The following is a 14685-nucleotide window of genomic DNA, read 5'->3' on the forward strand; positions in this document are numbered from 1 at the left end:
GCCGATCCGTCCGCTGGGCGGACACTTGGCGCGGCGGCGTTGAACGGACGGCTTGGCTTGGGGAGAGATACCCCATGCAAGATAAATCCGCCCCTGAAGAATTTGACGTCGTGATCGTCGGCCGCGGCCCGGTCGGCGCCACGCTCGCCAACCTGCTCGGCCTGTGCGGCGTTCGCACGCTGGTGCTGGAGCGCGAGGCGCGGACCTATCATTTGCCGCGGGCGGTGCATTTCGACGACGAATGCATGCGCGTGTTCCAGACCATCGGCCTCGCCGACGCGATTCTGCCGCTCGTCATCCTCAGCCCCGGCATGCTCTTTCTCGATGCCGACGACCACATGCTGCTGGACTGGTCCCGTCCGCAGACGCTGACCCCGATGGGCTGGCATCTCAGCTACCGCTTCCATCAGCCGGATCTCGAGGATGTCCTGATCGGCGGCCTCTCCCGCTGGCCACACGTCGCCTTGCGCAACCGCTGCGATGTGTTCGCGCTCGATCAGGACGAAGACGGCGTGCGCGTCCGCTACGAAGACCTGTCCAGCGGAAAGCTCGCTGACGTCAGGGCTGGCTATGTGATCGGCTGCGACGGCGCCCGCTCCCTGGTCCGCCGCTTCATCGGCTCCGGCATGGACGATCTGGGCTTCCACGAGCGCTGGCTGGTGATTGACGTCCTGCTCAAGCGCGCGCGCGATGATCTTGGCGACTACAGCCTCCAGCATTGCGATCCCAGGCGGCCCGCAACCTACGTGCGCGGCACCGGGACGCGGCGGCGCTGGGAGATCGCGGTTCTTCCGGACGAAGATTCTCAGGAGATCACGCAACCGGCAATGGTCTGGGAACTGCTGTCGCGCTGGATCACGCCCGAGGATGCCGAGATCGAACGTGCCGCGGTCTACACTTTTCATTCCACTATCGCACAGCAATGGCGGAATGGACGATTGCTGCTCGCGGGCGACTCCGCACACCAGACCCCGCCCTTCCTCGGCCAGGGGATGTGCGCGGGCATCCGCGATGCCGCGAACCTCGCCTGGAAACTCGATGGCGTCATCCGGGGCGGCGCCCCGCCCGATCTGCTCGACACCTATCAGAGCGAGCGTCAGCCTCATGTGCGCGAATTCATCGAGCTCGCCATCCGTCTCGGCGGCGTCATCAACACCAAGGCGATCGAAGCGGGCCTTGCCGCCGGCGAGGCTAGAGAGAACGCGCCGGTCAAGCTCGAGGTGAAGAAGCCCCTGCTCGGCCCCGGGCTCGCGCTCGGCGCGTCGCCCCTGGCCGGACATCTCGCGCCGCAATTCGTGTTGATGGACGGCCGCCGCTGCGACGACCGGGTCGGCTACAGCCACGTGCTCCTCACCGAGAGTGTGGCCATGCTCTCGTCGCCTCTCGCTCTTTCACGGGCAGGAATCAAGGTCCTGACCAACGATGACGCGGAAGCCATCGGCGACTGGCTGCGCAAGCACGGCATTACCGCCGCGCTGGTTCGTCCAGACCGATACGTGCGCGGCACTGCCAGTAACGGGACCGAACTCGACCAGCTCATCGCCGCCATCATGCCTCCAGCCCAGGTGCCGTCCGCGGCCTGACCGAACAATTCTCAGGGATATCTCATGAAGCTGCTTTCTTTCATCGCCGACGGTCGCGCCTCCTTCGGCACCATCAAGGATGACGGTGTCGTCGATCTCGGCACGCGGATGACGGGCTGCACGACGCTGCGGCAATTGCTCGAAGCCGGTCGCCTCGCAGAAGTGGCGAAGCTGGCCGCATCCACTGCGCCCGATCATCCGCTCGACAAGATCGTCTTCGCCCCCGTGATTCCCGATCCCGGCAAGATCATCTGCGTCGGCCTCAACTATCGGGACCACGTCGCCGAGACCGGACGCACCGTCACTGAGAAGCCGGCGCTGTTCGCGCGCTTCGCCTGCAGCCAGGTCGGCCATCTCCAGCCGATCGTGAAGCCTGAGGTCAGCGACCACTTTGACTATGAAGGCGAGCTCGCGCTGGTCATCGGCAAGCAAGGCCGGCACATCCCGGCGAGCCGCGCGCTCGATTACGTCGCGGGCTATTCCTGCTACAATGAAGGCAGCATCCGCGACTGGCAGCGGCATACCAGCCAGTTCCTGTCCGGCAAGACATTTGCCGAAAGCGGCAGCTTCGGCCCGTGGCTGGTGACGACGGACGAAATTCCGGATCCGTCAAAGCTCGCCTTGCAGACGCGCCTGAACGGGGCCGTCGTGCAGGACACCACGACCGACCTCCTGATCACCGCCATCCCCGAGTTGATCGCCTACATCTCCACGATCTGCCCGCTCGTCCCCGGCGACGTCGTCGTGACGGGTACGCCAGGCGGCGTCGGCGCCAAGCGCACGCCCCCCTTGTGGATGCGGCCCGGCGATACCATCGAGGTCGAGATCTCAGGCATCGGTACCTTACGCAACCCCGTCATTGCCGAACCGGCCTGACGGCGCCTTCAAACAATCAAGACGACAAACCAGGAAACACCATGGGCAAGCTCCGCACGACATCCGCCGCCATCCTGCTGGTCACGCTGGCGCTCGCAGCCCAGTCTGCGCGCGCCGAGATCAAGAGCGACGCGATCCGCATCGGCGTGCTCACCGACATGAACGGCGTATTCGCCACCGCGATGGGCCCGGGCTCGGTCGAGGCGGCGCGGATGGCCGCGGAGGAGTTCGGCAGCAACATCAACGGCAAGCCGATCGAAATCCTGCAGGCCGATCACCAGAACAAACCGGATCTTGCGGCATCGCTCGCCCGCAAATGGTTCAGCGACGGCATCCAGGCAATCGCCGACGGCGGCAGCTCCGGCGCCGCCCTCGCCGTGCAGGAGCTCGTCCGCGGCAACGGAAAAATCTTCCTCGTCTCCGGCGCCGGCGCAAACCAGCTCACCGATGAGGCCTGTGCGCCGACCAGCGTGCAATGGACCCAGGACGCCTATTCCACCGCGACGGCGGTGGTCTCAGGCATCATGCAGACCAGCAGGGAGCCGTGGTTCTTTATCACCGGCGATTATGCCTTCGGCCATTCGATCGAAGCGACCGCGCGCGCCCGCATCGGCGAGCTCGGTGGCAAGGTCGCGGGCAGCGTCAAGGCGCAGCTCGGCACACCCGATTTCAGCTCGTTCCTGCTGCAGGCGCAGTCGTCCGGCGCCAAGATCCTGGCCATCAACGTCGCCGGCGACAACGCCACCGCGATCAAGCAGGCCGAGGAGTTCGGCCTCACCGATCAGGGTATCAAGATCGTGCCGATGTCATTCCAGAACGTCGATATCAAGGCGGTCGGGTTGAAGGCAACCCGTGGCGACCTCATCCTCACCTCCTTCTTCGAGGACGTCTCGCCGGCAGCCCGGAAGTTCTCCGACGCCTTCTACGCGCGGCGGAAAGCGATGCCCTCGCAGATCCAGGCCGGCGTCTATTCCGCCGTGCGCCACTATCTGCAAGCCCTGAAGGACACAGATTCCGACGACAGCGCAACCGTGATGGCCAAGATGAAGGCGACAGCGGTGTCGGATGCCTACACAACCAACGGCCGTATCCGGGAGGATCAGCGCATGGTGCACGACCTCTACCTGGTGCAGGTCAAGACGCCCCAGGAGTCCAAAGGTCCCTGGGATTTCGTCAAGCTGGTCGCGACCATCCCGCCCGATCAGGCCTTCCGCCCGCTCGACCGCAGCAAGTGCGACCTTGTGGGCAAGTAGAGCGTTTCCGAGCGAGGTGGCAACCGGCTCGCGTCACGAAAGCGCGTCAGACACAGAATCCAGCGCACTGCTCCGATCCCATCGGAACGGTGCTCTAGCGCTCACGCCAGATACTGCGCCAGATAGCCTTCCATCGCGTAGAGCGCGCAGAGCGCAAGACTCGACCACACCGCGGCGCTGAAATACAGGAACATCCAGGTCAGCTCGCCCTTCCAATGCGCGATGTCGTGGGTCACCACCCAGCGCGTCGACACATCGTGCAGGCCTTCGAGGAAGCCGAGAAACCTATTGCCCTCGGCGTGCCGTGCCCGCCAGCGGCTGAAATACATGGGAACGTCGACGGTGATGAGGAAGGCGAGGAAGCAGGCGATGCCGACGATGCCCGCGATCAGCGCCCAGCGCACGGGGCCCTGGAATTCCGGCATCAGGCGGCACAGTGCGATGCCAGCCAGGAAGAAGGTCACCGCCCAGAGCGAATTCTCGATCGCGTTGTAGAGGAAGTTGGTGGTCACCACCGCATACCAGGAGAAGCACTCCGCGATGATGATGATCGGCACGATCACGAGCGCGATGTTCACCGCGGTCTCCGCGCCGGTCATTTGACCCAGCTGGTGCAGGATGATGGCCCATTGCGCGACGAAGCAGAGCTCGGCAACGGTCGCAACCGTCCGGCCGACGACCACGCTCGACAGCCAGGTGTCGAACAGGCAGATGCGCTGCACGTCGGCGCGTGGCAGGACCGAGCGGAACGCGCAGCCGAACACATAGCCGGCGCACAGCAGGAACATCAGCCCGATGTCCGAGCCGCCGCTGAGGCTGCTCGACGGCGTCGGATAGAACTCACGGTACAGCATGAACCAGACGAGGATGTTGGCGCTGCTCACGAGCGTGAGAGATCCCCACCACCATGCGAGGGGATTTGACCGCGCCTGCCACTGCAACATGAACCGCTCCAAGAATTATCGATCTGACATATCGTCGTAATAATCCTGTCACAAGTCAGCATGTAATCACGACAAAAATCTGTGTGTACGGTCAGCCCGGTGCGCGCATCAGCGAAACCTCGGCGCAGACCAATGTCCACATAGCGGACAATTTCTCGCTAATGGTCAAATCTATTAGACAGAAGTGGCTGCGTTGTCTGAAATGGCCCGGACAGACTCATCCAAGCCGCGACATCCGCTCTCCTCCGCCGCCGCCGTGCTGGCGGAGAGTGTCGATGACGCCGCCTTCGCCACGACGCTGGCAAAGGGGCTCGTCGTGCTCGAGGCGTTCAAGGCCGGCAGCACGCTGCTGGGCAACATGGAACTGTCGACGCTGACGGGCATCCCGCGGCCGACCGTCGCGCGCCTGACCCACACGCTGGCCGAGCTCGGCTACCTCCGCTACGACGCCGAACGGGCCAAGTACCGCGTCGGTGCGCGGGCGCTGCGGATCGCGCATCCGCTGCTGGCCGGGATGCAATTCCGCCAAATGGCGCGGCCGATGATGCAGGAGCTGGCGCTCAGCGTCCGCGGCACGGTCTCGATCGGCCTGCTCGACGCCACCTCGATGATCTATGTCGAGACCGCGCGCTCCGGCGATGTCGGACCGCACGTGCCCGACATCGGCATGCCGATTCCCGTGGTGATGACCGCGATGGGACGCGCCGCGGCAGCGACGTTGCCGCCGGCCGATGCAGACCGGCTCGAACGGAACATCGCCGCCGAAGACGCCGAGCTATGGTCGGCTTTTCGTGACAAATACCGAGCCGGGATCGCGCAAGGCAAAAGCCGCGGCTTCTGCACCTGCTGGGGCGAATACATCGCCTCGATCCATGCGGTCGCCGCGCCGCTGTTTCACGCCAGCGAATCGAAGCAGTCGTTCTCGATCAATTGCGGCATCCCTGCTTTCCGGCTGCAACCGGGGCAGCTGGAGGGCGAAATCGGACCGCGGATCGCGGCGCTCGCCGACAGCATCCGCGCCATCGTCGGACAAACGGCACCCGCGCTGCCGGCGCGCAAGACAAGAAAGATCAGCGCCGGGACATGAGCGAAAGGTGATCTGAGCGCAACAAGAAGACCAACAACAAAAGGGAGGAACAAGATCGTGGCATCGCTCGACGTCACACGACGAACCCTGCTGGGCACCATCGCTTGCGGCCTCGCCGCTACCTCGGGCCTGACGGCACGGGCCGAGGATGCCTGGCCCTCGCGGATGGTGCGGCTGATCTCGCCTTACGGGCCCGGCGGCTCCAACGACATCTCGCTGCGCCTGCTGGCCGAGGAGTTCGGCCGCAGCCTGCAGCAGCAGTTCATCGTCGAGAACAAGCCGGGTGCCGGCATCCGCATCGCCAACGACATGGTCGCGCATGCGCCGGGCGACGGCTACACCATTCTCTACGTCGCGGCCCCCTACGCCACCGCCGAGGCGCTGTTCGGCAAGCTGACCTATGATCGCAAGGATCTGCAGCCGGTGGCGATGGCAGTGATCGCGCCGCTGTTTCTCATCATCAGCGCCGACGCGCCGTTCAAGACGCTTCCCGAGCTGATCGCCTATGGCAAGGCGCTTTAGCGGCTCATTCGGATGCGGCGCTCAACGTCCTTCCGCACGACGGCCGCCGCTGCGGATCACGTCGTCGCTCTCGTCGACATGGTGCTGATATTGGGAGATCGCGCGGTTGGCCATGCGGATCCGGTTCGTCTCTCCCTCCTCGACCATCACGGTGATACGCTGCGCCAGGAACACGCAGGCTTGGAATTCGTCGCGGATGGTGCCGCTGCGCGCGAGAAAGTCCCAGGCGATCTCGTAAGCCTGCTCCGCGGCGGGATTGCGACAGTCGCTGAAGATAATATGCGTCATCACTGCCAAAGCCGGAGCGCGGCGATGGTTCCTACCACGGCGTTAGTTGCGCCGTCGATCGCGCTTCGGCAACCGAACTTTTCGACGGTGCGCGCGGGAACGGTCCCGGCTTGCCCTCAGCCGGGACCGCATTGTCCTCAGCGCTTCATACCGGCCACATAGGCCGCAAGCTTGTCCAGCGTCTGGTAGCCGTATTCGACTGCGCCGAAACCGATCATGCCGTCGCGCTGCTCGGAGCTCGAGGCCAGCTGGCGCATCATCAGCACGGTCTTGCCGTTGCTCTGCTCGGCAAAGGTGACCGTGAAGCGGAACATGCCGAGATCCTCGTCCTGGTCGACGCCGTGGTCCATCTCCATCAGGGACGGCCGCTCGATGCGGCGGAAGCGCATGCGGTTTGGATAGACCGTGCCGTCGGGGCCGATCATGTTGAAGCGCCAGACGCCGCCGACCCGCACGTCGATCTCGAAGGTCTCGACCTTGAACTCCTTCGGCCCGAACCATTGCGGCAGATGTTTGGGGTCGGACCAGGCCTCGAACACCAGATCGCGCGGCGCGTCGATCACGCGCGACATCACGATCTCGCGGTCGAGCGACCATTGCGACAGAGCGGGATTGGCAGAGTTCGTCATCGTCAGGAACCTTTCTTCTTGGTTGCGCGGGACGGCCGCTTGGCGGCCGCCCTCTCCTTCTCTTTCTTGAGCTTCATCACATAGGCTTCGAACCGGTCGAGCCGCGCCTCCCAGATCGCGCGCTGCCGCTGGAACCAGTCTTCCGCACCGAGCAGCGCATCCGGGCTGAGGCGGCAGGTGCGCACGCGGCCGGATTTCTCCGACAGAACCAGTCCGCTCGTCTCCAGCACGCGGATGTGCTTGATGAAGCTCGGCAGCGCCATGTCGAAGGGATCGGCGAGCTCGCCGACCGATGCCTCCCCTGCGCAGAGCCGCATCACGATCGCCCGCCGCGTCGGATCGGCGAGCGCGGAGAAGACCTGGTCGAGCTGGGACAATTGGTTAGCCATGTAGCTAACTATAGAACCGCCACGATCCGGCGTCAATGATTGTTAGCTGAAAGGCTAAGTTATTTTGTCGCGAGCCCCACAAGGCGGAACCCACAACGCGCAATCGTGAATTGGGACCCCCGCCTCTTCACGCTAAGAAGGCCGCGGGGGCGCATCATACTTGCGTCAGAGCCGTGCCAGCCATTGTCACTTCATCGCACCTCACCCGGCGGGCGCTCGCCGGGGCAGCGCTCGTTCCACTCGCCCTCGCCTGGCCGCGCAGCGCCGCGGCGGATTCCGACATGATCGCGCAGATGCGCGATATCGTCGCGAGTGAGCTGGCGCCGACCGTGACGCCGGACCATGCGGGCGGCCTCGCCGCCGCCCTCTATGCCGGGCGCCATGTCGAGTTCTTCACCTATGGATTTGCCGACGACGCCACCAAGCGGCCGGTGACGCCGGACACGCTGTTCAACCTTGCGTCTTTGCGAAAACCGTTCGAGGCGGCTCTTGTCGCGCTCGGCGCGCTGCGCGGCGAGCTGCGGCTCGACGACCGCCTGCCGAAATATTTGCCCGAGCTCGACGGCAACTATATCCGCAACGTGACCGTTGGCCATCTGGCCACGCACACCTCTGGGCTGCTGCTGCCGACCGACCATCCGCCCTGGCCGAACGAGCAGTACACGCGCGAGCAGTTCATCGCCATGCTGAACGCGTTCGCGCCGGCGCCCGACGTCGCGCCCGGCCGGCAGCGCGTCTACACCCATGCCGGCTACGTGCTGCTTCAGCTCGTGCTCGAGCGCTGCACCGGCAAGCCGATCCACGCGCTGATCCAGAATCGCATTCTCCGTCCCCTCGCCATGGAAGCCACCTTCATCCCCGAGCGCGGCGCAGACCATCGCGCCGTCATGGACGAGGCCTGGATGCAGCGCGTGGTCCAGGGCTATTCCGACCAGGGCATGGCGATCGGCCCGATCGGCAGTCAGCAGAGCTATTTCGACTTTCCCGGCACGGGCCAGATGTTCTCCTCTGCCCGCGACCTTGCCGCTTTTGCTGCGGCCTGCGTCGACGGCCGTGCGATCGATCCGCATTTGCGCGAGGCACTGCGGATGACTCAGCGTGAGGCCGTCCGCGTCGACGAAAAATTCGGACAGGCCATGGCCTGGGAGACCGTGCATCTCCAGGACGCCACGATCGTCGACAAGCCGGGCGGCCTCAACAACGCCTCGGGCTATATCGGGCTGGTGCCGGCGCGGCGGATCGCCATCGTCCTGCTCGCCAATCGCGGCGAGTATCCGCATGAGATCGCCCGCTACAAGATCCTGCCGAAGCTGGCGCGGCTCGTCGCCTCTTGAGACGCGGCCTCAGACCGAGCGCATCAGCCCGCCGTCGACGCGGATGTTCTGGCCGGTGATGTAGGCCGCGCCCTCGGAGGCCAGGAACGAGATCGTCGCCGCGATCTCCTCGACCTTGCCGTAGCGCTTCATCGGCACGCTGTCGCGGCGCGCATCAAGCTGCGGCAGGCTGTCGATCCAGCCCGGCAAAACGTTGTTCATGCGGATGTTGTCGGCCGCATGGGTGTCGGTGAAGATTTTTGTGAAGGCGGCGAGACCAGCGCGGAACACCGCCGAGGTCGGGAACATCGCGCTGGGCTCGAACGCCCAGGCCGTCGAGATGTTGATGATGGCGCCACCCTTTTGCGCCTGCATGATTGGCGTCACCAGCCGCGTCGGACGGATCACGTTCAGGAGATACGTGTCGAGGCCGGTGTGCCATTGCTCGTCGGTGATCTCGGTGATGGGCGCGCGCGGCCCGTGTCCGGCGCTGTTGACGAGCACGTCGATCCGTCCCCACTTCGCCATGGTGCCGTCGACGAGACGTTTCAGATCGTCGTTCTCCCTGTTCGAGCCGGTGACGCCGAGCCCGCCGAGCTCGGCGGCCAGCACCTCGCCCTTGCCGGACGACGACAGGATCGCGACGCGAAACCCGTCCGCCGCCAGCCGCCGCGCAGCCCCTGCCCCCATGCCGCTGCCGCCGGCGGTAACGAGCGCAACCTTCTCTGCTGCCATGACCGATCATTCCTTGAGTTGAGGCGAGCCACAGGCTCGGCCTATCATGAGGCCTTCTACAGCCAGACCTGTCGGCAGGTCCATGGTGGAAGGATGTCTGTCATGAGCAATGCGAGATGAGTGACGTACAGATCCGCAATTTACGTCCCGAGGAGATCTCCCTCGCGGTCGACTGGGCCGCGGCCGAGGGGTGGAATCCGGGCCTTTCCGATGCGGCCTGTTTCGCGCTTCCCGACGCGCAGGGCTTCTTCGTCGGCGAGATCGATGGCGAGCCGGTCGCGACAATCTCATGCGTCAATTACGACCACCGCTTCGCCTTCCTCGGCTTCTATATCGTGCGCGCGGACTTGCGCGGCTCTGGCCACGGGCTGCGCATCTGGAACGCGGCGATCGCGCATGCGGGCGCGCGCGTGATCGGGCTCGACGGCGTCGTGGCGCAGCAGGACAATTACAGAAAATCCGGCTTCCAGCTCGCCTACGCCAATATCCGCTATGGTGGCATCGTCGCCGCACCGTTGAAGCCGCCCGCCGGTGTCGTTGCGCTCGACACGATCCCGTTCGCAGATCTGGAGGCCGACGACGCCACTGTCTTCCCGGCCCGGCGCAGCGCCTTCCTGCGCGCCTGGATCAACACGTCAGGCCATGTCGGCCGCGCGCTCATGCGCGACGGCAAGCTCAAAGCATGGGGCGTGATCCGGCCGTGCCGGACCGGCCACAAGATCGGCCCGCTCGTCGCCGACGACCGCGCGGCGGCCGAGACGATCGTCCAGGCCCTGCTGGCGGGCGCTGATATCAGCGAAGTCTTTCTCGATGTCCCCGCCGTCAATCGCGAGGCCATCGCGCTCGCGGAGGCGCTTGGACTCAAGCCGGTGTTCGAGACCGCGCGGATGTACACGGGGCCGATCGCGCCGCTGCGCATCGACCGCGTCTTCGGGGTGACCAGCTTCGAGCTGGGTTAGAACCCAAATCAGTAGCAGCGCATGATGTTGACGGTGTGCTCGCTGCCGCCGCGGCCGGGAACCGTCACCCGCTCGGTCGGGCAGCTCGGCACATAGGGCCGGTCGGACGGCACGACGTTCGGCGGGAAGCGATGCGTCCAGTCCCAGGGAACGTCATACGTGTAGGTGTAGCGCACGTCGGTGGAGACCGGCTGGTTCGTGTCGACGAAGGGCTGGCTGTAGCCGGCGCCGTCGTAGAAGAACCCGCCACCGCCGGGCCAATAGACCCAGGGATTGCTGCGCCGATGGAACCTGGCGCCGATCGGGGCACGCGCCATTGCGCCGGACGGGCCAGCCGTCACCCCATGCGGCGCAGCGCCGCCGGCTCTGGCAAAACTGTCACCGGGGGTAAGGAGCAGCGCGGCCGCGCTGAGTGAGGCGAGCAAGGCCCCGTGCATTCTATAGGTCATGATACGCACCAACTCGTTTGGCAGGCGATAGCGGCTCCCCGCAGCTACGCTAGGCCGGGCCGTCGCCCACCCGCAAACGTATAATTAATTATTGGTTAAGACACGGGATTAAGGGCGGGGATAGCTGCGGCAAGACGCCCGGAATTCCCGGCTGATGGGCATTTCGTTCCGAAAACGCACCACCCCGAGCTCGACGCAGGGCGATGTCGGCCCCCGAGGGCAACAACAACGGAACGCTGACCGGCATCTATCGCTGGTGAGGCCGCTCGGCGTGAGACCCATCGTGCGAAAGCGGACGATGGGCCTTCGCGCGTCAACGGCCCTGCTGCTTGCGCAGCCAGTCGAGCATGTCCTGCGAGTTGCCGGTGCCTTGTCCGGTGCCTTGCGTCACGATCGCAGTGTTGCCGCCGCTGCGGCGATAGACCGTCGTGCGCCCGGGTTCCTTTTCGATCTTGACCTCGGCCTGCGCCGGATCGCCGCTCTGCGTGATCACCGACGTGCCGTTCTCGTCCTGGACCATCGTGGTGTGACCGTCGCCGGCTCCGGCCGGCGCCGCCGCAACCACGCTCATGAGTCCTATTCCGGATGCGAGCAGGAGCAACCTCATGTCACACCTCCATCATCGGCTGAACTGAAAGATCGCCAGCCAGTTGAAACGCCCGAACTGCCTCACGGCTCCCGTATTCATGTCTCCGATCTGGAGCAGGAGCGCGTTGGTGGAATTGCCGATCTGGGTGATGTCGGCGGTGTTGCTCACACCGGATTGACCGATGATCGCATTGGTGGTGCCGCCCACCTGGAACACATTGGCATAATTGCGCGTGCCGTTCTGGATGATGGTCGCGTCCGCCGTCCCGGTGCCGCCGATCTGGATCACCCGCGCGATATTGATGCGGCTGTTCTCCTCGATCGTGACGGGCTGGACGTCGTTACCGAACTGCACGACCGTTTCGACACTCACATTCCCTTTCGTCACGCTGCGCTGGACCGACCCGGCGCTCGCCTGCGTGGCCGCGTCGATGGCGGCGACCAACACCGCCCCGGCCATTGCGTGAATCGAGACACGCCGCAAGATCTGTCCGCCGCATCGCATCGCGCTTCCCCGTTCGTTGTCGATACCGGCGAGCTCGCCCGCCTGTTACGGGCCGGTCTGGACGATCGTCGACGCGTTGATCGTGCCGAATTGCGCCACGGTGCCCGCATTCATCGTGCCGAGCTGGGATATCAGGCTGGTCGCCGACTGGCCGGTCTGACCGACGAAGGCCAGATTGTTCGTTCCGGCCTGCCCGATCGATGCGGAATTCGTCCCGCCGAATTGCAGAACGCCCGTGGCATTGTTGGTGCCGTTCTGCGTCACGGTCGCACTGGTGCTGCCGCCGATCAGGAACACGCCCGCCATGTTGAGCTGACTGTTCTGATTGAGCACGACCGGCGGCCCGCCGACCGAGACGATGGTCTTGATGTCGGCGGTCTGGGCGCCGGCCGGTCCGGCGCCCACCGAGCACAGAGCGAGCACGACGGCGCCCGCGCATCCCAAATGATGTTTCATGACATGCCTCGCCACTTCAGATCCGCTCACGGAGCCTGCTGGATGATCGTCGAGCCGTTCAGGATTCCGAGCTGTCCGACGCCGGCCGCGTTGTTGGCGCCGATCTGCCCGATCAGGCTCGAATTGAAGCCGCCGACCTGGCCGGCCAGCGCGGTGTTGGTCGCCGTCGCCGTCGTGCCGCCCTGCCCGATCACCGAATTGTTGACGGTCAGGAGCGAGCCCGTCTGCAGGGTGGTCGCGCTATTGGTGGCGCCGAACTGCATCGTGGTGGCGTTGTTGCTGGTGCCGCCGCTTTGCGAAATGAACGACGTGTTGGTCGTTCCGAATTGCAGCACGCTGGCGCTGTTGCCGGCCTGTGCATCGGCGGCCGCCAGCGCGCCGAACGCTGCAACCGTTGCAATGAAATAGGTGATCCGCATGTCATTTCCTCCGCGAGAATAGGCGGGCTATCGCAATTGATCGGCCGGCCGGATTGCGGTGCATTCGAGAATGGTCCGGACGCACCGCAACTGGATGCGTCCGGCCAAACGGTTGCGTGGTTCAGTGCGCCGTCTGCGTGACGGTGCTGCCGTTGGTGCCGAACACGCTGAGCTGGCCGACGCCGGCGGCGTTGTTCTGCAGCGCGGCAGGCCCGAACGAGTCCTGGGTGATCGAGCTGCCGTTGTTGCCGAACGCCACCTGGCCGGTGGTCGCCGAGTTCTGCACGCCGATCTGGTTCACCGTGCTGCCGTTGTTGAGCGAGGCCGAGCTGGTGCCCTGCATCGTTGTCGCACTGTTCACGATGCCGAGCTGGCTGGTCGAGGAAGTGTCGTTGGTGAGGCCCTGCTGCGAAACGCTCGAGCCGTTCACGATGCCGACCTGCACCGTGGTCGCGGTGTTGGCGGCTTGCGCGGCGGAGGACAGGGCGAACAATGCGACGGAAGCAAAAAACAATTTACGCATGGAGTATCCCTTTCTGGCCAAGTTGTCTGACTGGGTTCTGATGCCGTCTTGGAAGAGGCCGACATCGTAGGGATACTGTGAACCGATCGTGGCCTGCGCGACAGACTGCAGTTCATGCTAATCGGTACGGACTAGACGCCTGCGCGAAATGTCGGCACGTGGAAGCGCAAGAGCTGCTTCTAGCCCATGCCGGCGCGCGTCGTCTCCGCCTCGCGCCCCATGCTGTCGATCAGCCGCACCACTTCGATTGGTGTACGCAGCTCCAGCTTTCGCATCATCCTGGCGCGATGGACCTTCGCCGTCACCTCGCTCACGCCGAGCCGCGCCGCGATCTGCTTGGCGACGAGCCCTTCGGCCATCAGCAGCATGATCTCGCGCTCTCGCGCCGTCAGCGTCTCGACGCGCTGGCGGGCTTCACGCACGGTATCTTCGCGTTCAAGGCGCCTGCGATCGCGCTCGATGCCATGCCTGATGGCATCGAGGATCTCCTGCTCGCGAAAGGGTTTTGGCAGAAACTCGACCGCGCCGCGCTTCATGGCTTCGACCGAGACGCGAACGTCGGAATGGCCGCTGATGAAGACGATCGGAATCGGCACGCCGGTCTCGGCGAGCCGGCGCTGAAGCTCGAGGCCGGTCGGCGACGTGCCGGGAAAGCGGACATCGAGCACGAGGCACGACGGCCCGGGCGAAATATTCTGCGCGAGGAATTCTTCCGTCGAGGCGAACAGCTTCACCTGGTGTCCGGTCTCCTCGCAGAGACTTCCGATCGCAGTTCGAATCTGAATCTCGTCGTCAACGATATAAACTATGGCTTGACCTGAACTCATGGCAACGGACTCCCCGGCTTGGGGCTCGATGAGAAAGCAAAGAGCCATCCATTCTTCCTGCAAGCGAAAACAATGTGCTTGGATGAATTCGCGGGGATCGGGCGAAGCGCTTCGGTCCACCGGTTCGACGTCTTAGGGCTAACACGTGCTCGTGACGAGTGAAGGCGTTCACATATCGGGCTTCGTGATTGGAAGGAATTGCGCGCGCCGCCGTCCGCATCGCGGCAGCGCGCGATCGCGAGAATGTGGCAATCCGGTGTCGTGCAGTCCGGTATCTTGAAAGCGGTATCGCCAGCTGCGTCATGCATCGCCACTCATGTGCCGATCTGAACGCCGCGCA

18 protein-coding genes and 1 pseudogene are annotated in these 14685 nt (G+C 64.8%); 7 read left to right on the plus strand and 12 right to left on the minus strand.

Annotation, left to right across the window (positions count from 1 at the left end):
* Positions 1-74 precede the first annotated feature (74 nt).
* Genes IVA79_RS06120 through IVA79_RS06130 form a run of 3 tightly spaced genes read left to right on the plus strand, consistent with a single transcriptional unit; the run spans position 75 to position 3712 of the window.
* A complete protein-coding gene (locus IVA79_RS06120; protein ID WP_247550978.1) occupies positions 75-1583 on the plus strand; it encodes a bifunctional 3-(3-hydroxy-phenyl)propionate/3-hydroxycinnamic acid hydroxylase in 1509 nt (502 codons plus the stop codon).
* 24 nt (positions 1584-1607) lie between these two features.
* The gene (locus IVA79_RS06125; RefSeq protein WP_247550980.1) at positions 1608-2459 is read left to right on the plus strand and encodes a fumarylacetoacetate hydrolase family protein; all 852 of its coding nucleotides are present in this window, start codon (positions 1608-1610) and stop codon (positions 2457-2459) included.
* A 41-nt stretch (positions 2460-2500) separates the two neighbouring features.
* Entirely contained in the window at positions 2501-3712 is a 1212-nt protein-coding gene (locus IVA79_RS06130) for an ABC transporter substrate-binding protein (protein WP_247550982.1), read from the plus strand.
* A 101-nt stretch (positions 3713-3813) separates the two neighbouring features.
* On the opposite strand, the gene IVA79_RS06135 is transcribed toward IVA79_RS06130, so the two are convergent.
* On the minus strand, positions 3814-4656 hold the full coding sequence (locus IVA79_RS06135; RefSeq protein WP_247550985.1) for a hypothetical protein: 843 nt from the start codon (positions 4654-4656) through the stop codon (positions 3814-3816).
* 202 nt (positions 4657-4858) lie between these two features.
* On the opposite strand from IVA79_RS06135, the gene IVA79_RS06140 reads away from it, so the two are divergent.
* The gene (locus IVA79_RS06140) at positions 4859-5743 is read left to right on the plus strand and encodes an IclR family transcriptional regulator (protein ID WP_247550987.1); all 885 of its coding nucleotides are present in this window, start codon (positions 4859-4861) and stop codon (positions 5741-5743) included.
* 57 nt (positions 5744-5800) lie between these two features.
* Positions 5801-6259 (plus strand): annotated as a pseudogene (locus tag IVA79_RS06145) (tripartite tricarboxylate transporter substrate-binding protein); the annotation flags it as partial.
* Between the two features lie 27 nt (positions 6260-6286).
* On the opposite strand, the gene IVA79_RS06150 reads toward IVA79_RS06145, so the two are convergent.
* The 3 genes from IVA79_RS06150 to IVA79_RS06160 form a co-directional block, all read right to left on the minus strand.
* Positions 6287-6553, minus strand: a complete 267-nt coding sequence (locus tag IVA79_RS06150) for a hypothetical protein (protein ID WP_247550989.1) — start codon at positions 6551-6553, stop codon at positions 6287-6289.
* 137 nt (positions 6554-6690) lie between these two features.
* Positions 6691-7182: an SRPBCC family protein gene (locus IVA79_RS06155; protein ID WP_247550992.1), complete on the minus strand. Its 492-nt coding sequence runs from the start codon at positions 7180-7182 to the stop codon at positions 6691-6693.
* 2 nt (positions 7183-7184) lie between these two features.
* Complete coding sequence (locus IVA79_RS06160) at positions 7185-7571, minus strand: metalloregulator ArsR/SmtB family transcription factor (RefSeq protein ID WP_247550994.1); 387 nt, start codon at positions 7569-7571, stop codon at positions 7185-7187.
* Positions 7572-7852: 281 nt separating this feature from the next.
* On the opposite strand from IVA79_RS06160, the gene IVA79_RS06165 reads away from it, so the two are divergent.
* Positions 7853-8905 (plus strand): serine hydrolase, encoded by a 1053-nt coding sequence (locus IVA79_RS06165; protein ID WP_247551437.1) that lies wholly within the window; start codon positions 7853-7855, stop codon positions 8903-8905.
* 9 nt (positions 8906-8914) lie between these two features.
* On the opposite strand, the gene IVA79_RS06170 is transcribed toward IVA79_RS06165, so the two are convergent.
* A complete protein-coding gene (locus tag IVA79_RS06170) occupies positions 8915-9619 on the minus strand; it encodes an SDR family oxidoreductase (RefSeq protein ID WP_247550996.1) in 705 nt (234 codons plus the stop codon).
* 116 nt (positions 9620-9735) lie between these two features.
* Between IVA79_RS06170 and IVA79_RS06175 the strand changes: the two genes are divergently transcribed.
* Complete coding sequence (locus IVA79_RS06175) at positions 9736-10578, plus strand: GNAT family N-acetyltransferase (RefSeq protein WP_247550998.1); 843 nt, start codon at positions 9736-9738, stop codon at positions 10576-10578.
* Between the two features lie 8 nt (positions 10579-10586).
* Here the strand turns inward: IVA79_RS06175 and IVA79_RS06180 are convergent, their stop codons facing one another.
* From IVA79_RS06180 to IVA79_RS06210, 7 genes are all read right to left on the minus strand, one after another.
* Positions 10587-11027 (minus strand): hypothetical protein, encoded by a 441-nt coding sequence (locus IVA79_RS06180; RefSeq protein ID WP_247551000.1) that lies wholly within the window; start codon positions 11025-11027, stop codon positions 10587-10589.
* 313 nt (positions 11028-11340) lie between these two features.
* The gene (locus IVA79_RS06185) at positions 11341-11634 is read right to left on the minus strand and encodes a hypothetical protein (RefSeq protein WP_247551002.1); all 294 of its coding nucleotides are present in this window, start codon (positions 11632-11634) and stop codon (positions 11341-11343) included.
* A 12-nt stretch (positions 11635-11646) separates the two neighbouring features.
* A complete protein-coding gene (locus tag IVA79_RS06190; protein WP_276577457.1) occupies positions 11647-12075 on the minus strand; it encodes a curlin repeat-containing protein in 429 nt (142 codons plus the stop codon).
* Positions 12076-12165: 90 nt separating this feature from the next.
* Positions 12166-12576, minus strand: coding sequence for a curlin (locus IVA79_RS06195; RefSeq protein WP_247551006.1), 411 nt, complete (start codon positions 12574-12576; stop codon positions 12166-12168).
* 26 nt (positions 12577-12602) lie between these two features.
* Positions 12603-12995, minus strand: a complete 393-nt coding sequence (locus tag IVA79_RS06200) for a curlin (protein WP_247551008.1) — start codon at positions 12993-12995, stop codon at positions 12603-12605.
* Between the two features lie 121 nt (positions 12996-13116).
* Entirely contained in the window at positions 13117-13518 is a 402-nt protein-coding gene (locus tag IVA79_RS06205) for a curlin subunit CsgB (RefSeq protein WP_247551010.1), read from the minus strand.
* Positions 13519-13697: 179 nt separating this feature from the next.
* Complete coding sequence (locus IVA79_RS06210; RefSeq protein WP_247551012.1) at positions 13698-14345, minus strand: response regulator; 648 nt, start codon at positions 14343-14345, stop codon at positions 13698-13700.
* Positions 14346-14685 lie beyond the last annotated feature (340 nt).

Source organism: Bradyrhizobium sp. 138, assembly GCF_023074075.1.
GTDB lineage: Bacteria > Pseudomonadota > Alphaproteobacteria > Rhizobiales > Xanthobacteraceae > Bradyrhizobium.